The 20,238-nt window shown below is 63.8% G+C and carries 14 protein-coding genes; 4 read left to right on the forward strand and 10 right to left on the reverse strand.

Going from position 1 to position 20,238, the window contains the following annotated elements:
• Positions 1-17: 17 nt before the first annotated feature.
• Positions 18-383: a RidA family protein gene (locus CK220_RS08965; protein WP_067318812.1), complete on the reverse strand. Its 366-nt coding sequence runs from the start codon at positions 381-383 to the stop codon at positions 18-20.
• Positions 384-577: 194 nt separating this feature from the next.
• Between CK220_RS08965 and CK220_RS08970 the strand changes: the two genes are divergently transcribed.
• Complete coding sequence (locus tag CK220_RS08970; RefSeq protein WP_095811204.1) at positions 578-1,063, forward strand: hypothetical protein; 486 nt, start codon at positions 578-580, stop codon at positions 1,061-1,063.
• Positions 1,064-1,155: 92 nt separating this feature from the next.
• Here CK220_RS08970 and CK220_RS08975 read toward each other — a convergent pair whose 3' ends face one another.
• Complete coding sequence (locus tag CK220_RS08975) at positions 1,156-1,410, reverse strand: hypothetical protein (protein WP_095811205.1); 255 nt, start codon at positions 1,408-1,410, stop codon at positions 1,156-1,158.
• Between the two features lie 209 nt (positions 1,411-1,619).
• Between CK220_RS08975 and CK220_RS08980 the strand changes: the two genes are divergently transcribed.
• The 3 genes from CK220_RS08980 (at position 1,620) to CK220_RS08990 (ending at position 11,076) form a co-directional block, all read left to right on the forward strand.
• Positions 1,620-3,119 carry an ATP-binding protein gene (locus CK220_RS08980; RefSeq protein WP_095811206.1) on the forward strand — a complete coding sequence of 500 codons (1,500 nt, stop codon included), beginning with the start codon at positions 1,620-1,622 and terminating at the stop codon, positions 3,117-3,119.
• A 140-nt stretch (positions 3,120-3,259) separates the two neighbouring features.
• The gene (locus tag CK220_RS08985; protein WP_095811207.1) at positions 3,260-8,983 is read left to right on the forward strand and encodes a HAMP domain-containing protein; all 5,724 of its coding nucleotides are present in this window, start codon (positions 3,260-3,262) and stop codon (positions 8,981-8,983) included.
• Positions 8,984-9,006: 23 nt separating this feature from the next.
• A complete protein-coding gene (locus CK220_RS08990; protein WP_095811208.1) occupies positions 9,007-11,076 on the forward strand; it encodes a response regulator in 2,070 nt (689 codons plus the stop codon).
• Between the two features lie 8 nt (positions 11,077-11,084).
• On the opposite strand, the gene CK220_RS08995 is transcribed toward CK220_RS08990, so the two are convergent.
• The 8 genes from CK220_RS08995 to CK220_RS09030 form a co-directional block, all read right to left on the reverse strand.
• The gene (locus CK220_RS08995; RefSeq protein WP_095811209.1) at positions 11,085-12,071 is read right to left on the reverse strand and encodes an ABC transporter permease; all 987 of its coding nucleotides are present in this window, start codon (positions 12,069-12,071) and stop codon (positions 11,085-11,087) included.
• Entirely contained in the window at positions 12,068-13,054 is a 987-nt protein-coding gene (locus CK220_RS09000) for an ABC transporter permease (RefSeq protein WP_095811210.1), read from the reverse strand. The genes CK220_RS08995 and CK220_RS09000 overlap by 4 nt, the downstream gene beginning before the upstream one ends.
• Positions 13,051-14,598: a sugar ABC transporter ATP-binding protein gene (locus CK220_RS09005; RefSeq protein ID WP_095811465.1), complete on the reverse strand. Its 1,548-nt coding sequence runs from the start codon at positions 14,596-14,598 to the stop codon at positions 13,051-13,053. The genes CK220_RS09000 and CK220_RS09005 overlap by 4 nt, the downstream gene beginning before the upstream one ends.
• Positions 14,599-14,750: 152 nt before the next feature.
• Positions 14,751-15,785 carry an ABC transporter substrate-binding protein gene (locus CK220_RS09010; RefSeq protein ID WP_095811211.1) on the reverse strand — a complete coding sequence of 345 codons (1,035 nt, stop codon included), beginning with the start codon at positions 15,783-15,785 and terminating at the stop codon, positions 14,751-14,753.
• A 66-nt stretch (positions 15,786-15,851) separates the two neighbouring features.
• Positions 15,852-16,766, reverse strand: a complete 915-nt coding sequence (locus tag CK220_RS09015; RefSeq protein ID WP_095811212.1) for a sugar phosphate isomerase/epimerase — start codon at positions 16,764-16,766, stop codon at positions 15,852-15,854.
• Between the two features lie 18 nt (positions 16,767-16,784).
• On the reverse strand, positions 16,785-18,320 hold the full coding sequence (locus tag CK220_RS09020) for a mannitol dehydrogenase family protein (protein ID WP_245429060.1): 1,536 nt from the start codon (positions 18,318-18,320) through the stop codon (positions 16,785-16,787).
• Positions 18,317-19,099, reverse strand: a complete 783-nt coding sequence (locus CK220_RS09025; protein ID WP_095811214.1) for an SDR family oxidoreductase — start codon at positions 19,097-19,099, stop codon at positions 18,317-18,319. Before CK220_RS09025 ends, CK220_RS09020 begins: the two co-directional genes overlap by 4 nt.
• A gap of 71 nt (positions 19,100-19,170) precedes the next feature.
• On the reverse strand, positions 19,171-20,079 hold the full coding sequence (locus CK220_RS09030; protein WP_095811215.1) for a MurR/RpiR family transcriptional regulator: 909 nt from the start codon (positions 20,077-20,079) through the stop codon (positions 19,171-19,173).
• Positions 20,080-20,238: the final 159 nt, after the last annotated feature.

Consider the following 20,238-nt stretch of genomic DNA (forward strand, 5'->3'; position numbering starts at 1 on the left):
TTGTTGTCTGGCCGCGATCAGACCGGCCGGTAGGCGACGGCCTCGATCTCGATCTTGATGTCGATCATCAGCCGGGACTCGACGGTGGTGCGCGCCGGCGGGTCGTTCGGGAAGTGCCTGGCATAGACCGTGTTGAAGGCACCGAAATCGCGGGCGTCCTCGAGCCAGACGGTGGTCTTCACCACGTCGTCCATGGTGCAGCCGGCTAGCGCCAGCGCAGCCTTGACGTTCTGCAGGACCTGCTCGGCCTGGTCAGTTATGCCGCCCTTGACCACCAGGCCGTCGCTGCCCACCGGCACCTGGCCGGAGACATAGACGAAATCGCCGGCGCGGACGGCGGGCGAGAGCGGGACATGCGATTTTCCAAAACACTGCTTGGGCAAATGAAACTCCTGTCGTCGAGCGTGAGGACCGTCCTTGCAGCCGTCTACGCTTGTAGAGGCGATCCTCCTAGAGGCGATGTCGGAAAGCAACATTTTTTCGAAATTCATGTTGCTTTATTACAAATCCTGAGCATCCTGCACCCCCGAAACCGGGACCGGTGGGTTGCTGATCGAACGCAAGGGGAAGAACCAGCATGACCTTTGACAGGAATCCGTTTCCGGAAGGCGATGCCGATCGCCATGCGCTGTGGGAAATGCTCGTGCGGCGCGACATCGACGCCTTCCTCGGCCAGGACTGGTCGTTGGTCGAGGACGACTTCATCGCCGAAAGCTTCTTCGGCATGCATGCGCATTTCCTTGCCAATGCCGACTCCTGGCGGCTGCAGTTTCCCCGGCTGGAAGTCTATCGCGACGAGTGGCTACGGCAGGCCAAGGAGACCGCGGCGACGAAATTCGCCGAGCCGCTGCGCGAGGCAATTTTCCGCGTCACCAACCTGCGCGATATCGACGTCGATGGCGACCGTGCGGTGCTGCACAAGAAGTTCGACGGCTCGATCGCCAAGGCCGACGGCAGCTTCGACCGCCTCAAATGGCAGACGCTCTACTTCTGCCGCAAGGTCGGCGGGCGCTGGAAAATTGCTGGTTTCGTCGGCTACATGCCGCATCCGCTCGGAAGCTAATGCATGTCGCCCACATGCGTGCGCGGTTCTGGGACAACGATATGCATCAAAACAAGGATTTGCATCGCCGCGCCGTTTCAGCGCAACGCGGTTTAGGACAGGCGCGGCAACCGCTCATCGGCCGAGCGATGATCGAAGACGACGCCCATGGTCTTACCAACGGCGGCCATGACGATCAGTTCGACCAGATGGTCGTCGCTGTCCTCGCAGGTGGGATCCGATTGGCGGATGGCGTGGAGCATTGCCCGGGTCGAAATGGTGTCGCCGGCGCGAAATTTCGAAAGAGCAGACGAAACAATGTCTTGTACCGTCAGGTCTATGACGGGCACCTCCGCAGCGACGTTCATAAGCCTCCTCCTGGCATGAACCCCTCACTAAAGGGATGATACGCCGATCAGGGGATTGCGCCAGTGAAATGGTGGTCCGACCAGTTCAGCTGGCAATGGCCTGCCGTTAAATGTGGAACACCGCGCCGATGGCCCTGGCCCATGCTCGACGCACCGCGCGCCGGTTGCTAAGCCCCTCCCGCACAGGGAGCACTATCCGAGTCGAGAATATGACGGTTGCGATCGAGATGGGCCAGACGTCGGCAGGCGCGCCGGCGGCCCTCGACCTTGAGGAGCTGCTGGCGACCCGCCTGCTGGTGCAGGGCAATTCGGGCTCGGGCAAGTCGCATCTGCTGCGCCGGCTGCTGGAGCAGAGCGCGCCCTGGGTGCAGCAGACCATCATCGATCCCGAAGGCGACTTCGTCTCGCTCGGTGAGCGCTACGGCCATCTGGTGATCGACGCCGAGGATCATACCGAGCGCGGCCTGCAGGCGGCCGGCGAGCGAGCGCGCATCCACCGCGTGTCGACGGTGCTAAACCTGGAAGGGCTCGACGCCGAGAACCAAATGCGGCGCGCCGCAGCCTTCCTTGGCGGGCTGTTCGAGGTCGCGCGCGACCATTGGTATCCGATGCTGGTGGTGGTCGACGAGGCGCAGCTCTTCGCGCCGGCTGCTGCCGGCGAGGTGTCGGATGAGGCGCGAAAACTTTCGCTCGGCGCCATGACCAATCTGATGTGCCGCGGCCGCAAGCGCGGACTCGCCGGCATCATCGCCACGCAACGGCTGGCGAAGCTCGCCAAGAACGTCGCGGCAGAGGCCTCCAACTTCCTGATGGGCCGCACTTTTCTGGACATCGACATGGCGCGCGCCGCCGACCTGCTCGGCATGGAGCGGCGGCAGGCGGAAGCCTTCCGCGAACTCGAGCGCGGGCATTTCATGGCGCTCGGTCCGGCGCTGTCGCGCCGCCCGCTCAGCATGCGCATCGGATCGACCGAGACGAGCCCGCGCAACGGCACGCCGCGGCTGATGCCGCTGCCCGAAGCGACGCTCGAAGATGCGCGCGCCATCATCCTCGCGGCACCGCCGCCGGAGACGGTCCGCCCGCAGCGCCGGCCGTCGCCCGACCTGCTCGATCAGTTGATGGCGGCCAAGGCCGCGCCGCTCGACATCCGCCCCGAGCCGACCGAGCCGCAGCCGAGCGCCGAGGACCTTGCCGAGCGGCGCGAGCGGATGGACCGTATCCTGCGCGCCATCCTGGCCGAGCCCGATGCCGGATTCCGCGTCATAGGCGTGCTCTACCAGGAGTTCGTGGTCCGCTGCCGGATCGAAGGACTCGCTTCGGTGGTGCCCGACCTTTCGGAATTCCGACGCATGCTGACACGCGCCCGCGCCGGCGTTGGCTCCGACATGGCCGAGGACGACGCGTGGCGGGACGTCTCGGTGCGCGCATCGCTTCTGCCGGAGGACATGCAGGGCGTGTTCATGATGATCGCGAGGGCGGCGAAGGAAGGCTGGCCTTGCCCTAGCGACGCGGCGATCGCCCGCGCGTATGGCTCGCATTCGCTGCGTCGCGCCCGGCGGCTGCTCGATTACATCGAGGAGCAGGGGCTCATCGTCTGCCAGATCGACGGTGTTGGCCGCCGCACGGTGACGCTGGTCGAGCTCGCCTGGGCAACGGCCCCGGGCGATCCGAATGCCGGAGAAGAAGAGCCGGGCAGTTCGGCTGCATAAGGAAATCCGGCCGGGCGTCTCTACGGCAAGTCTCGCCACATCTGATTAACCACTGTTCAAACAGGCACGGAACCAAACAGGCCGCGACGCGTTTTGGCCCTCGGCTTAATATAGCTGTCGGGGCATGCGCGGAGGGGAGTGTGGGCGTTTCTCGTTCGTCAAAGGAACAATTCGATTCTCGTCAGATTCTCAACGCCCTCAAAGCCTTTCGAAACGGTGACTTCTCCGTCCGCATCGAGAATGTCTATGAAGGGTTGAACGGCGAAATCGCTGACACATTCAATCAGATCGTCGAGTTGAACGACCAGGTGGCGCGGGAATTTGCGCGGCTAAGCAGGGTCGTCGGCAAGGACGGCCGCATCGGCGAACGCGGCCATGTGAGGAACGCCAAAGGCAGCTGGGAATCGAGTGTCCGCTCGGTCAACGACCTGATCGAGGACATGGTGCAGCCCACGGCGGAAGTTGCCCGCGTCATCGGCGCGGTCGCCAAGGGCGACCTATCCCAATCCATGATGGTGGAAATCGACGGCAGGCCGCTTCGTGGCGAATTCCTGCGCATCGGCAAAATCGTCAACACCATGGTTGAGCAGCTCGCCTCCTTCACGTCGGAGGTGACGCGTGTGGCGCGCGAGGTCGGCACCGAAGGCAAGCTGGGCGGTCAGGCACGCGTCAGGGGGGCGGCGGGCACGTGGAAGGACCTGACCGACAATGTCAACGCGATGGCGACCAACCTGACCAGCCAGGTGCGCAACATTGCGGAGGTGACCACGGCTGTCGCGTCTGGCGACTTGTCGAAGAAGATCACCGTCGACGTGAAGGGCGAGATCCTCGAACTGAAGAACACCATCAACACGATGGTGGACCAGCTCAACTCCTTCGCTTCGGAGGTGACCCGCGTCGCGCGTGAGGTCGGCACCGAGGGCAAACTCGGAGGCCAGGCCCGTGTCGAGGGCGTCGGCGGTACTTGGAAGGACCTCACCGACAGCGTCAACCTGATGGCCGCCAACCTGACCGGCCAGGTTCGCAACATCGCCGATGTGACGACGGCGGTGGCTTTGGGCGACCTCTCCAAGAAGATTACAGTCGACGTGAAAGGCGAAATCCTGGAACTGAAATCGACCATCAACACCATGGTCGATCAGCTCAACTCATTTGCCGGCGAGGTGACGCGCGTGGCGCGCGAGGTCGGCACGGAAGGCAAGCTCGGCGGCCAAGCACAGGTGCGCGGTGTCGCCGGCACCTGGAAGGACCTGACCGACAACGTCAATTCCATGGCTGCGAATCTTACCGGTCAGGTGCGCAACATCGCCGAAGTGACGACCGCGGTGGCCCTGGGTGACCTCTCGAAGAAGATCACAGTCGATGTGAAGGGCGAGATCCTGGAACTCAAGAACACCATCAACACGATGGTGGACCAGCTGAACTCCTTCGCCTCGGAAGTTACACGCGTGGCGCGCGAAGTCGGCACCGAGGGCAAGCTGGGGGGCCAAGCCGAAGTCCGTGGAGTCGGCGGCACGTGGAAGGACCTGACGGACAACGTCAACCTGATGGCCGCCAATCTGACCGGGCAGGTGCGCAATATCGCCGATGTGACCACGGCCGTTGCAAGGGGCGACCTTTCGAAAAAGATCACTGTCGATGTGAAGGGCGAAATCCTCGAACTGAAGAACACCGTCAACACCATGGTGGACCAGCTCAATTCCTTCGCGTCGGAGGTCACCCGCGTGGCGCGCGAAGTGGGCTCGGAAGGCAAGCTGGGAGGTCAGGCCCACGTCGAGGGCGTCGGCGGCACCTGGAAGGATCTGACCGATAACGTCAACGCGATGGCCGGCAATTTGACCGTGCAATTGCGCGACGTCTCCAAGGTCGCGACCGCCATCGCCACCGGCGACCTGACCCAGAAGATCACCGTCGACGCCCTGGGCGAAATCCTGCAGATCAAGGACGTCATCAACACGATGGTGGACCAGTTGAACTCCTTCGCCTCGGAGGTGACGCGCGTCGCCCGCGAAGTGGGTTCCGACGGCAAGCTTGGCGGCCAGGCGCAGGTACGCGGCGTTGCCGGCACCTGGAAGGACCTCACCGACAACGTCAACGCCATGGCCGCCAATCTCACGGGCCAAGTGCGCAACATTGCGGAGGTGACCACGGCCGTCGCACTCGGCGATCTGTCGAAAAAGATCACGGTCGATGTGCGCGGTGAAATCCTGGAGCTCAAGGACACCATCAACACGATGGTGGACCAATTGAACTCGTTTGCCTCGGAAGTGACGCGCGTGGCGCGCGAGGTCGGCACCGAAGGCAAGCTCGGCGGTCAGGCCCAGGTGCGCGGCGTCGCCGGCACCTGGAAGGACCTGACCGACAACGTCAACTCGATGGCCGAGAACCTCACCGGTCAGGTTCGCAACATCGCCGAAGTTACCACAGCGGTGGCGCGAGGCGACCTGTCCAAGAAGATCACCGTCGATGTCAAAGGTGAAATCCTGGAGCTGAAGTCGACCATCAACACCATGGTCGACCAGCTCAACTCGTTCGCCGGCGAGGTGACGCGCGTGGCGCGCGAGGTCGGCACCGAAGGCAAGCTCGGCGGTCAGGCTCGGGTGGAAGGTGTGGCCGGTACCTGGAAGGACTTGACCGACAACGTCAATCTGATGGCGACCAATCTGACCAACCAGGTGCGCGGCATTGCCGACGTCGTCACCGCCGTTGCCCAGGGCAATCTGAAGCGCAAGCTTGCGGTCGATGCCAAGGGCGAGATCGCTTCGCTGGCGGACACGATCAACGGCATGATCGAGACGCTGGCGACCTTCGCGGATCAGGTGACCAACGTGGCTCGCGAGGTCGGCATCGAGGGCAAGCTCGGCGGCCAGGCCAGGGTGCCGGGCGCCGCCGGCCTATGGCGCGACCTGACCGACAACGTCAATCAGCTGGCGGCGAACCTGACGACCCAGGTCCGGGCCATCGCCGAAGTGTCGACCGCGGTCACCAAGGGCGACCTCACCCGCTCGATCAGCGTGCAAGCTTCCGGTGAGGTCGCTGCGTTGAAGGACAACATCAACGAGATGATCCGCAACCTCAAGGACCAGACCTTGAAGAATGCCGAGCAGGATTGGCTGAAGACCAATCTCGCTCGTTTCTCGCGCATGCTGCAGGGCGAGCGGGACCTTGCCACGGTGTCGCGGATGATCATTTCCGAGCTCGCGCCGCTGGTGAACGCGCAATACGGCCTGTTCTACGTCACCAATCGCGACGTGGAAGAATCCTATCTGGAACTGGCCGCGTCCTACGCCGCCGAAGGCAGGGCCACCGTCCGCCAACGAGTCGACTTCCGGGAAGGCCTGATCGGGCAGTGCGCCGCCGACAAACGGCCAATCATGCTCGATGACGTCCCATCGAGCTTCCTGCGCATCACCTCCGGCCTGGGTGAGGCCCCACCGGCGAGCGCCATCGTCCTGCCGGCATTGTTCGAGGACGAGGTCAAGGCGGTTATCGAACTCGCTTCGTTCAGCCGGTTCAGCGATACGCACCGCCTTTTCCTGGAGCAGCTCATGGAATCGGTCGGTATCGTGCTCAACACGATCGCCGCGACCATGCGCACGGAAGGCCTTCTCAAGCAATCGCAGCTCCTGACGTCCGAACTGCAATCGCGCCAGACCGAGCTCACCAAGAAGCAGGAAGAGCTTCACGCTACCAATGAGGAACTGCAGGAAAAGGCGCAACTGCTCGAGAATGAAAAGAAGCAGGTGGAAAACAAGAATCTCGAGATCGAGATGGCCAGGAGGGCGCTGGAGGAGAAGGCCGAGCAACTGGCGCTGACCTCCAAATACAAATCCGAATTCCTGGCGAACATGAGTCACGAGCTGAGGACGCCGCTGAATTCGCTGTTGATCCTGTCCAATCTGCTTGCGACCAATCAGCAGGGGAATCTGAACGACAAGCAGATCGAGTTCGCGCGCACGATCAACTCGGCAGGTACCGACCTGCTCAGCCTCATCAACGACATACTGGATCTTTCCAAGATCGAGTCCGGCACGGTATCGATCGAAATCAACGACATGCCGCTCGCACACCTGCGCCAGCATATGGAGCGGACTTTCAGACAGCTTGCGGCGGACAAAGGGCTCGGCTTCACCATCAAGATCGAGCAGGCGCTGCCTGACACGATCCGCACGGACGAAAAGCGGCTGCAGCAGATCGTGCTCAATCTGCTGTCAAATGCCTTCAAATTCACTTCCAACGGCGAGGTGATCCTGAACATCCATGGCGAGACAACCGGCCGCAAAAACGGTGCGACGCCGCCCCGGGCGTTGGCGATCGCCGTTACCGATACCGGGATCGGCATTCCGGAAGACAAGCAAAAGCTCATCTTCGAGGCGTTTCAGCAGGCCGACGGCACGACCAGCCGCAAATATGGCGGCACTGGCCTCGGCCTTTCCATCAGCCGGGAAATCGCCCGACTGCTCGGCGGCGAGCTGCGCGTCGAAAGCGAGCCAGGCAAGGGATCGACCTTCACATTGGTCATCCCGTTCGACGGCCCGCGCAGCAGCAGCCTGGCGGCACCGATCGAACTTTCGCCTGCCGACGTCATCGCGGCGGGCGTCCAGCCAGCAGACACCTCGGGTACCCCAGAACTTACCGACGATCGTGACTCGATCAATCCGTCGGACAGGGTGGTGCTTATCGTCGAGGACGACCCGACTTTCGGAGGGCTGCTGCTCGGTCTTGCTCGATCCGCCGGACTGAAGGGGGTGCTTTCAACGGCCGGCTCCGGCACGCTGGCACTCACCCGCAAGCTCATGCCCGATGCGATCACGCTCGATCTCGGCCTTTCAGACATCGACGGCTGGGTGCTTTTCGACCTTCTGCGGCATGACCAGAAGACCAGGAACATTCCGATCCATGTCATCTCCGGCGCCGAGGATCTCGACCTGCTGACGCGCAGGGGCGCTGCCAGCGTTTCGAGCAAGCCGGTTTCGGCCGGTGAGCTCGCCCGCGTTTTCGAGGAAATCCATTCACGGAACCTGAGGGTGCAGCGCAACGTGCTGATCGCCGATCCCGACCCCGAGCGCCGCCTGGCCCTGGTGGAAGCCATTCGCGATGGCATCACCTCGGTCATCGCGGTCGGCCGTGTCGCCGCCAACGCGGACGAGGCGGGCGCCGCCGCGTACGATGCGATTGTTTTCGGGTTTGGGCGTTCGGCCAAGGACAACGCCCAGATGCTCGACGAAATTATGTCTCAGTTCAACGACGCCCTACCGCGCCTGCTGTTTTTCACGCCGCATCCCGATGCCTTTCTGCAGCAGGTCGCACTGCATCCGGCACTCGGCGATGTCCCACGTGCCGACAATTTCGGCCAGCTCGGGCTCCTGATCTCGGCGGCACTGCCAAGCGACACGCATAGCGAGCAGATTTTGGCCACCGAGCAGGTCGACAATGCCGATCTCGCCGGCGCCAAGGTTCTGATCGTCGACGACGACATTCGCAATATCTACTCGTTGACCAGCGTGCTGGAAACCTACGACATTGATGTGCAGCATGCCGAACGGGGCCGGGACGGCGTCGCTTTACTCGAAGAAACACCCGACGTCGACGTGGCCCTGATCGACATCATGATGCCGGAAATGGACGGCTACGAAACCATGCGTCGGATTCGCGCCATGCCCGCGATAGCCCATATTCCATTGATCGCGGTTACAGCCAAGGCGATGAAAGGCGACCGTCAGAAATGCCTGGACGCCGGCGCATCCGACTACATCGCCAAGCCGGTCGACCTCGATCTGCTGCTTGCGTTGCTGCGGGTTTGGATCGGTCGCGCGCGAGCGCGGGCTGAGCCCTTTGCACCGGCATTGATGACCGCCATCTGAATGCGCTCCGGCAGGTAAAAAGAATGGCTGCGATCGAGGCAGAAAGTAGCGAACCGGTCGAAGGATTGCGGGCGCGCGTTCTCGCGGTCGATGACGACGAACGCAATCTGCTTGCCATCGCGGAGGTGCTTGGCGAAGTCGGCGAGGTCGTCTGCGCCCAGTCCGGTGAGGAGGCACTGCGCTTCCTGCTCAAGGAAGATTTCGCCGTCATCCTGCTCGACGTGCTCATGCCGAACCTCGACGGCTATGAGACGGCCACGCTGATCCGCCGGCGTGAACGATCGAAAAACACGCCGATCATCTTCCTTACCGCGATCAGCAAGGAAGAGGCGCATATGCTGCGCGGCTACGACGTCGGCGCTGTCGACTACCTGTTCAAGCCGTTCGACCCGGTGATGCTTCGCTCCAAGGTCATGGTCTTTGTCGATCTTCATCAGAAGACGCGCGAGATCGAGCGAAACGCGGCGCGGGAGCAGCGGCTGCTCGAACAGGCGCTGAAGGCCAAGTCGGACAAACTCGATGCCGAGCGGGCGCTGCGCCATTCGGAAGCAAGGCAGGAGGCTATTCTTGCCTCGCTTCCGATTTGTTTTCATGCCCGCTCGGCTGAGGCGCCTTTCGCCGCAAGCTACGTCTCGAAAGGCGTCGAGCGGCTGACGGGGTTCCCGCCGAGCCGTTTCCTGTCGCATCCGGATTTCGGGCTCAGCCGGGTTCACCCCGAGGATCGCGAGGAGGTAAGCAGGTCACTGTCGGCGGCAAGCGAGACGGGGTCCTATGGCTGCGAATTTCGCTGGCGGTGTGCCAATGATGAATATCGCATCTTCTTCGATCGAGGCGTGGTTTCCAAAGATGACGCTCGGCTCGAGTTGCTTGGCACCATGCAGGACATAACAGAGCAACGCCGCCTGGAGAGCCAGTTGCTGCGGTCGCAGCGGCTCGATGCAATCGGCAAGCTGACCGGCGGACTCGCCCACGACTTCAACAATCTCCTCGCGGCGATCCTTTCCGGCCTAAGCCTGCTCGAGCGACAACTGACGCTCGACGGCAAAGCTACCAAGATCCTCGACATGACACGCCGCTCCGCCGGGCAAGGCAGGGATCTCGTCCAGCGCATGCTCGCTTTTTCGCGACGCCAGGACCTGAAGCCCGTGGCAGTACCCTTGTCGAGCCTTGGGGATACGATGAATGGGTTGGTTGCCCCGGTCCTCGGAGGCCTCGTGCGCTTCAAGTGGCTGGTGAGTGACGACACATGGCCCGTGTATGTGGATGCGGCGCAGCTCGAGCTCGCCTTGATGAACCTCATCTTCAATGCGCGAGACGCAATGCCTTCGGGAGGCACGGTTCTCGTCCGGACGAGCAACCGCAGCGTCGATCACACGGGCGAGGAACTGACGGCCGGCGACTATGTGGTGGTCGCTGTCGAGGACACCGGGACCGGAATTGCCGGCGACATCATAAGCAAGGTGGTCGAGCCGTTCTTTACAACCAAGCCGATCGGGAAGGGCACGGGGCTGGGGCTCAGCACCGTCTATGGTTTCGCCAAGCAGTCGGGTGGCACCCTCAGAATAGAGAGCGAGTTGGACCGTGGCACCATCATAGAACTGTGGCTGCCCCGATCCAATCAGCCGCAGGACGTCACCGGGGCTATCGCTGGTGCCGGCGCAGAGCCTGTCGAGGCTGCCGACGCGGAGCGCGCTGCGGCGGCTGGCGAACGATCGCTGACTGTTCTGCTCATCGATGACAGCCACTCCTTGAGAGAAATGACGGCCATGTCGCTCAGGCAGTCCGGCTTCGAGGTCGTAGGGGCCTCCGGCGGAGCCGAAGCGCTCGCCGCCATCGAGAGAGAGCCGGATCGATTCGACGTGATCGTCACCGACTTTGCCATGCCCCTTATCTCGGGCATAGACGTGATCCGGTTTGCCCGCAATCTGCGTGCCGGCTGGCCGGCCGTCATCATCACCGGCTATGCGGATGCCGAGAAAATCGTGGAGCGCCCCTCTGATGTCGCGCTTGTCGGCAAGCCGTTCGACGAAAAGGATCTTGTTGTGGCCATACAGGCCGCAGCCCGTGGCAAACAAGTCAACGCTTCGGCATAGCTCCCCTGTTACTTGTCCTCGATGATCCTCAAATAAGCCGCGGTCACGAACAGCACCATGAAGCCGAAGAGGATGCGGCGGCCGCCTTCGGGCATATGCAGGATGGTGAGCAGCGTCGTCAGCACGGTCAGAATCAGCGCGCCGACAATGGTTCCCATGTAGCCGCCGCGGCCGCCGAAGATCGAGGTGCCGCCGATGACGGCGGCAGCCACCGAAGGCAGCACCAGCGGCTCGGCGAGCGACAGCGAGGGCGCCTTGATCAGGCCGATATAGAGCAGGCCGGTGATGCCGGCGAGCAGGCTGGAGATAACGTAGAGCGCCGTGATCACCTGCCAGTAGCGGACGCCGGAAAGCCGTGCGGCGCGTTCATTGTCGCCGACGGCGTAGAGCAGGCGGCCGAAGCCTGTACGATTCAAGGTAAAGACGATCAGCACCGCCACCGGCACGAACAGGAAGAGCGCGTTGGGGAAGCCGTAGGTGAGACCGGTGCCCAGCCAGTTGAGGAAATCCGGGATCTTGGCGCCGGAGGCGATCACGGTGCGCTGGTAGACCTGCAGGAAGCCGGTGCCGATCAGGCTGGTGCCGAGCGTCATGATCAGCGGATGGACGCGGAACACGCCGACGCCGACGCCGTTGACGAGGCCGATCAGCACCGCCGGCAGCATGGCGAGGATGAAAGCCACCGTCGGATCCTGGTTGACGATTTGCGTCGCCATGATGAAGGCGCTCATCGTCGCCACCGTGCCGACCGAGAGGTCGATGCCGCCGGTGAGCATCGTCATGGTCTGGCAGCCGGCGAGGATCGCCAGCGGGATGGCGAACTTGGCCGTGTTGGCGATCCAGCGCTCGTTGACGATGCCGGGGCGAAGAACCTGCAGGATCAGCACCAGGATGACGAGCAGGATGATCAGCGGAATGAGCGGCCGGTCCGCCATGAAGCGCTTCAGGCGGCGGCCGAGCGAGACCGGCTGGGGCATGGTCGCGCTGTTCGTCATGGTGTTGCTCCTGCCGGGCGGCCTCGGATGGTGATGAAGGCGCCGAACATCACCACGGCGACCATGATCGCGCCCTCGATGATGGCGGTGACGTTGGGATCGATGGCCAGAAGCGTCAGATCGGTGCGCACCAGCCTGAGCACGAAGACGGCGATGATCGGCCCGAGCAACCCGCCCTTGCCGCCGCCGAGCGCGACGCCGCCGAGAACCACCGCCGCGACGCTGGCCAGCAGATAGGGACCGGGGATCGGCGCGCCGATGCCGGTGCTGATGGTGAGCGAGAGGCCGCCAAGCGCCGCGAACAGGCCGGAGAGCGCGTAGGCGACGATCCTGGTGCGGGCCACCGGCACGCCGCTGCGGAAAGCGGCGAGCTCGTTGCTGCCTATGGCGTAGATGGAGAGGCCAAGCCGCGAGCGCCGGAGCGGGATCCAGATCACGAAGAGGCAGACAAGCAGCAGCACCAGCGCCTTCGGAACCCAGGCATCGGCCCAATCCGGCAGGCCGGGGATCGGCATGGTGCCGACGACGGTGGCCTTCAGCCACTCGGCGGCGGCACCGCCGGGCGCGTCAAGCACCAAAAGCGCCGCGCCTTGCAGGACGAACAGCGTGGCTAAAGTAACCACGATATCCGGCACTCGGGTCACGACGATCAGGAGGCCGTTTAGCGCGCCAAGCACAAGGCCCATGGCCAGCACGAAGGGCACGACGAAATACGCATACTCCTCGCTGGCGCCGTTCATCATCGAGGCGGCGGTGACGCTGGTCAGCGCCATCATGGCGGCCACTGACAGGTCGATGCCGCCGGCGATGACCACCACAGTCTGCGCCGCGACGGCGAAGGCGTAGGGCAGAACCGCCCGCGCCAGCGAGCCGAAGTCGCCGCTGCCGTAGCCCGGCTGGATCAGCTTGGTGAGGACGAACAGGAATACGAGCAGGGCGAGCAGGCCGGCGACCCAGCCCTGGCGGCGCAGGAAGCGCATCATGGCGTGGTCTCCGCGTCGGACGCCGGCCTGACATCGGCAAGGATGCCGACATCCGCCCTGGCGCCGCGCGGCAGGCCGTAGGCGGCCCGCATCAGAGCCGGCTCGTCGGCGAGCTCGACCGGGAAGGTGTCGACGACACGGCCGCCGAAGATGACGATGACGCGGTCGCAGACACGCTGCACTTCCTCCAGCTCGGATGTGTAGAAGAGGACCGATTTGCCGAGGCCGGCGAGCTCGCGCAGCAATTTGTAGATCTCCTGCTTGGTGCCGACATCGATGCCACGCGTCGGGTCGAAGCAGAGGATCGTGCGGGCATCCGCCGCGATCCAGCGGGCGATCGTCACCTTCTGCTGGTTGCCGCCGGAAAGGCGCTGGACCTCGCCCTGCGCGCGGGTGTCGATCTGCAGCCGGGCGATGGCGCTTGAAACCACCATATGCTCCCGGCGCACCTTGATCGGTCCCCATTTGCGCAGCGCCGCGCTGAATGGCAGCGCGATGTTCTCGCGCACCGAACGCTGCATGGCTAAAGCCTCGGTGCGGTCACCCGGCACATAGGCGAGGCCGGCCTGGATGGCATCGCTTGGATGGAAGAATTTTACCGGCGCGCCGTCGACGGCGATTGTGCCGCCGGCCGGGCGGATCGAGCCGGCAAGGGCGGCGAAGAGTTCGTCTTGGCCCTGGCCCTCGAGCGCGACAACGCCGGCCACCTCGCCATTAGCGAGATCGAAGGAGACGTCATGCAGCTTGGCGCCGAGTTGCAGGTTGCGAACGGAGAGCCGAGGTTGGCTGTCCTTCACCATCGGCGCCTCGCTTGCCGTGCGCGCCGCGGCGACGCTGGTCTTCTCGATACGGGCGCCAAGCATCATCTCGACGATCTTTTCCTCGACGCCGGGCTCGATGTCGACGACGCCGACGGTTGCGCCGTCGCGCAGCACTGTGGCGCGGTCGCATAACGCGGAGATCTCGACGAAACGGTGCGAGATGAAGATGACCGAGCGGCCGCCGTCGCCCTGGCGGCGAACGACTTCCAGCACTTTTTCGGCAAGGTTGGCGGGCAGCGCGGCCGTCATCTCGTCGAGCAGCAGCACGTCGGGCTCGACGGCGAGCGCGCGCGCCAGGTCGAGCACGCGCAGGACGGCCAGCGGAATGTCGCGCGCGGTCTCGCGTATGTCGAGGTTCGGGATGCCGAGCTCGCGCACCCAGGCGCGGAACGGCTCGACCGGCGTGCCGGTGAGCCTGAGATTGGAAAGCACATCGAGGTCGGGGATCAGCGCCGGTTCCTGGTAGACCGGCAGCAGGCCGGCGCGACGCGCGGCGGCAGGAGAGCGGACATCGCGCGCCTCGCCGCGGATCAGGATGCGGCCGGCATCCGCCCGGATCGCACCGGTCAGGATCTTAACAAGCGTCGACTTGCCGGCGCCGTTGGCGCCCATCAGCGCATGGACTTCGCCCGGCAGCACCGACAATGATGCGTTACGCAGTGCCGACACCGCGCCGTAACTCTTCGCCACGCCCGTGGCGTCCAGCAATGTATTGTTCGGCAATTCGTTCGTCGTCAAAACCAGCGTTCTCGCATCAAGCGCCAAGGACGGCAGGTTCGCACCTGCCGCCCCGGCGACCTTATCTGCCGCAGGTTCTTATCGCAAAACCGTAGGATCCTTTTGCGAAATCTGCGGAGTTGAATTCGGTCAGGCGACTATTCGCCCGGACCCTTGCAGGCGACGATCTGCTCTTTGGTATAGGTGGTCCAGTCCGGGATCGAGATCGAGACCGGCCATTCGGGGCTGAGCGACGGATCGGCGGCCGCCTTCAGCTTGGCCTTGCCTTCCTCCGTAACATTTTCCCAGAGCTGCGGCTCGACCAGGACGGTCTGCTGCGCCGGCTTCTTGCCGTCGAGGATCTGCAGCGCGAGCGTGACGCCGGCGCCGCCGATCGAGCCGGGGTTGGTGACGGCAGCGCCGACCAGACCCTTGACCGTGTTCAACTGGCCGACGAAGCCGGCATTGTCGGCGCCGACAACCGGCACCATCGGCGCCTGCTGCTCGACCAGGGCGTCGACGATGACGTTGTCGATGCCGGAGGTCCAAATGCCGTTGATCGGCGTTCCGGTGGCGAGGAAGGACAGGATCTGCTGCTTGGCCTGATCCTGCTGCCAGCCGGTGAAGACTTCCTGCGCGACCTTCACGTCGGGGAATTCGGCCAGCGCCTTCTTGAAGCCCTTGTCGCGGTCGCTGTCGGCGGAAGCGCCGGCGGCGCCGCGCATGTAGAGCACCTCGCCCTTGCCGCCCATCTGCTGGAACAGCCACTTGGCGCCGAGATAGGCATATTGTTCCTGGTTGTTCGAGATGATGTAGGCGGACGGCTCGGTCACCGCCTGGTCGACGGCGACGACGACGATACCGGCCTTGGTGGCTTCCTCCAGACCGGCCTTGATGCCGGCCGGATCGGCCGGGTTGACGACGATGGCGTTTACCTTGGCGCTGATCAGGTTGCGGATGTCCTCGAGCTGGCCGGCGGCATCGGTGTTGCGGTGGGCGATGTTGAGCTTCGCCACTTCGCCAGAGGCGAGCGCCTGCGCCTTCATGGCGCAGATCATTTCCTCGCGCCAGCCATTGCCCTGCACGGTGTTCGAAATGCCGATCGTGTATTTGCCTTTGGCGGACGACACGCCCACCGAGGCCAGCAAGGCAGCGCCAGCAAGCAGCGGGGCCATGGTCAGGTATTTCTTCATTTCAGTACTCCTCCACATTGATTTCAGTTCCTGAGCTCCGAAGCGATCCCCAAGCCGTTTGCCGCGTCATTTGACGAAGGGGCGCAGCACGTCGCGGGCCAGCAGAAAACCGCGCTTGACCTTTTCGTCGCTTCCCTCGAACCGGCGGTCCTCATGCTCGATGATCAGCGGCCCGTCATATCCAGCCCGGTAAAGGCCCGAAAGGATGCTGCTCCAGTTGATGTCGCCAAGCCCCGGCATGCGCGGCACCTGCCAGCCTATGCCAGCGGAAAGGATCCCGCGCTCATACAAGCCATCATGATCAATCATCAGGTCCTTGGCATGCACATGCAGCATGTGCGGGCCGAACTCGCGGATGAAGCGTTCCTTGTCGATCATTTGCCAGACGAGATGCGAGGGGTCGAAGTTCATGCCGACGTCGCCGCCCCAGGCCTCGAGAATCCGGCGCCAGACATAGGGCGAATAGGCGATGTTGTGCCCGCCCGGCCATTCGTCATAGCTGAAGATCATCGGGCAGTTCTCGAAGGCAAGCTTGACGCCATGCTCGCGCGCATGGGCGATGATTGCAGGCCAGATTTTCTGCGCTGCCTCCCAGTTGGCGTCGACAGTCCTTGAAGCATCGCCGCCGCAGAACGTGTTGACGAGCGAGACACCCATGCGGCTTGCGAGCACGATCACCTTCTTCAGGTGATCGATCACCGCCTCGCGATGCGCCTGATCGGGATGCAACGGATTGGGATAGAAACCGAGGCCGGAGATCGTCAGGCCCTTGCCGGCGAGCTCGGCGGCAATGTCCTTGGCTTGCGCGGGAGAGGTGCCGGCGGCGTCGATATGGCTGGTGCCGGCATAGCGGCGGCTGGCGCCCGAAGTCTTCGGCCAGCAGGCGATCTCGAGCGCTTCGAAGCCGGCCGAGTTCGCCCAGTCGGCGACATCGCCGAGGGCAGTATCCGGAAATGGTGCCGTGAGCAGTCCAAGCTTCATGATGCCTCCCGCTTCGTACTATGCAGATCGTGCTGGTCGCTTCAACCGCGCATCTGTTGGGTCAGCGCAGACATGTCTGACAAAGGCCATCGGATCATCTGACAGCAGACCATCGAGGCTGGCGGCGACATTTGCACGGAACAGGTCGCTGGGAGCAAGTGACGGATGGAAGATGGCTTCGATAGCAAGGATTGCATTGGCAAGAGCCTTGCTGTCCGAACCAACGCGGTCGGCGATGGCCGCAATGTTTTCGGCGAAAGGATCGGAGACCTGCCAGGCGCGGCCGAAGCGCGATGATGCCTTGATCAGATAGGCCATCCATCCGGCGACCGGAACCGACAGCAGCGCGATGCTTTGGCCCTTCGCCAGGCGATCACTGACCGGGTTGAGCAGGCGCTGGACGATCTTCTGCGAGCCGTCTGTAGCGATCTGGTGATTGCGGTGGCGGATCGCCGTGTTGGCGAGGCGCGCAAGGCTCTGCTCGACATAGGCGGCCGGCGAAATGCCGGGAACGGGCATCAGCGTCGGCAGCGTCTCTTCCGTCAGCATGCGGCGGACGAAGATGGCAAGCAACGGGTCGGCAATGGCGTCCGATGTGTGCTCGAAGCCAGCCAAAACGCCAAGATAGCTGAGCGTCGTCTGGGCGCCGTTCAGCACCCGCATCTTGAGATGCTCGAACGGCGTGACGTCGTTTACGAAAGCGGCGCCGACGCGGTCCCAGCGCGGCACCCGGCCGGCGAAGCGGTTCTCGATCACCCATTGCCGAAAGCGCTCGCCGACGACGACGGCGCTGTCGCGATAGCCGAAACGCTGCTCGACCGTCTCGATATCGTCCTCTGTCGTTGCCGGAGCGATGCGATCGACCATGGCCGAGGGGAAGGCGACATTGGCGGCGATCCAGTCCGCCAAGCCGTTGTCGCGCCGCCCGGCGAATGTCCGCACGACATTGCCGAGGATGGTGCCGTTGGCCGGGATGTTGTCGCAGGAAAGCAGCGTCACCGGCCGGCCATGCGAGCCCATGCGCAGCTGAAGCGCTCGTGCCAGGATACCGGGCACGCTGCGCGGCGCCCCTGGGTTGGCGAGGTCGTGGACAATGTCGGGATGGTCTAGGTCGAGCGCGCCGCTCGACGGGATGTGGCAATAGCCCTTTTCGGTCACCGTCATCGTGACCGTCTCGATATCGGGCGAGGCGAGAACCTCGAGCGCGGGCGCGGCGCTGTGCTGGCTGTCGACCACACGGACGATGCTGCCGATGACGCGGGCCTCGACCTCGTCGTTCTGACGGATGAGCCGCGTATAGAGGCCGTCCTGCCGGCCGAGCGTCTCGGCAAGCAAGGGAGGCCGGATGTTGATGCCGACCAGTCCCCAGTGGTCGAAATCATGCGCCAGGAGGTCATCGGTGTATTCGGCCTGGTGGCAGCGGTGGAAAGCGCCGACGCCGATATGGGCAATGCCCGGCTTCAGTGCTGCGCGGTCGTAGGCCGGCCGGTGGACCACCGCGGCCAGGCGGCCAAGCAGGGCGGGACTGAGACTTTCGGCGTGCGCTGGACTCACCGGTTCGCTCCGATCACCCATTGCTCCTGGTCGATCAGCGCGCCGGTCATCGGCCCGGCCGCATCGGAAAGCAGGAAGACGGCGAGGTTCGCTACATCGGTAACGGAGAGTAGCCGGCCGAAGGGCTGCGCGGCATTGGCCGCGTCCAGCCAGCCCGAACCATGGCCGAGCGTTTCGGCCTGCATGACGCGTTCGGCGGGCGTGTCGGTCCAGCCGACATTGATGCCGTTGACGCGGATGCGATCGAAGCGGTGCGCGTTGGCGGCGTTCTTGGTCAGCGTCGCCAACGCGCCCTTGGTGGCCGAATAGACAGCAAGGTCCGGCGCGCCGCAATGCGCATTGATCGACAGGATGTTGACGATGGCGCCGCCTTGTCCGCGCTTTTTCATGTCGGCAATCGCCGCCTGCATGAGGAAGAAGGGCGCGCGGGCATTGACGGCAAACAGCGATGCCCAATCGTCGAGGCTGGCATCGACGAATGAGGCGCGGTCGGTCAGAGCCCCTGCATTGACCAGCCCGTCAATGCGGCCGAAGCGCTCGGTGCATTCGGCGGCGAGCAGGGTCGGAGTCTCCGGGTCACCGAGGTCGGCGGCCACGAAAGCGGCCGGCGCGCCCATCGCCGACAGGCCGGCCGCGACTGCGTCGCCGCGCTGCCGGTTGCGGCCGGTGATCAGCAGACCTTCGGCGCCGGAACGCGCGGCCGTCTCGGCGATCGCGCGGCCGATGCCTTGCGTCGAACCGGTGATCAACACCACCTTGCCGTCGAGCCGAACCTCCATTCCTCCTCCCGGAATAAGGTTTCTATTTTTTCGAATATGGAACGGCAGTTCCTTTCAGTCAAATGCGCCGATCAGCCTGTCCGCCGCGCGACGACGCCGTGGACCAAAGCCATGCCGACGGCGAGCGAAGCGGCGAGCGAGCGGAAGCCTGCGAAGTCCTGTTCCACCACTTCCAGCCAGGTGTCGGAGAGTTTCACCAGCGGTGAGAAGGTGCTGTCGGTGATGGCAACGATGCGTGCTCCGCGCTCATGCGCGAGGGCGACCAGGTCTGGCGTGATCGAGTTGTAAGGGCTGAAGGAAACGGCGAGCACCGCGTCGCGCTGGCTTATGCAGCCGACCTGATCGAGCGCGGTCGAGCCGACATTGTCGACCAACACGTTGCGCACGCCCTGTTGCGTCAGCGTCAGCGAAAGATAGGTGGTGACCGGGAAAGCGCGCTTGCTGCCGATCACATAGATCAGCTCGGCTCCCGCCAGCAGGTCGGCCATCTTCTCGAAGCTGTCGGTATCGAAGCCATTGCCGATGCGGTTGAGCGAAGCCTGCGAGGCGCCGACCATGCCATTGAGGAAATGCAAGTCGGCGTGGAGTTCGGCTGCTGCCGGTTCCTTGTTGTCGCGCGTGCGTCCTTCCGGCCAGGAGCCTTTCATGTGGTCCTTGAACAGGCCCTGGAAGTCGGAAAAGCCGGCATAGCCGAAGATCTGCGCGAAGCGTACCAGCGTCGAGGGCTGCACGCCTGCCTGCGCGGCCACCTGGGCGATGGTGCCAAGCGCCACGTCGCTCGGATGCTGCCATAGGAAGATGGCGACCTGGCGCAGCCGTTTCGGGAAATGCACAGTGCCGGACGACAGCACCGCGCGTAGTTCCTCGTAGGTTCGCGGTTTGGTGTAGCCAAGTGCTGCCAGCGAACGGCTCCGTTTCCTCACCGCCGTCTCAAGGATCTGCGGAGACGGCTCGCCGGCCGCTTTGCGGCGGGCGCTCATGCGAGATACCCAAAGACGGCTTGAAACACCAGAACCCTCCTCCGGATGCGGCCCATCGGCCGGGCCAGGGGAAACGCTATCGCGGCACAAGAGTTTTACATAATGAAAAATAGAAATATCATTCGAAAAATTGCAGCAGCCGGCACCGACAAGAACCGC

The organism is Mesorhizobium sp. WSM3860, assembly GCF_002294995.1.
Classification (GTDB): Bacteria; Pseudomonadota; Alphaproteobacteria; order Rhizobiales; family Rhizobiaceae; genus Mesorhizobium.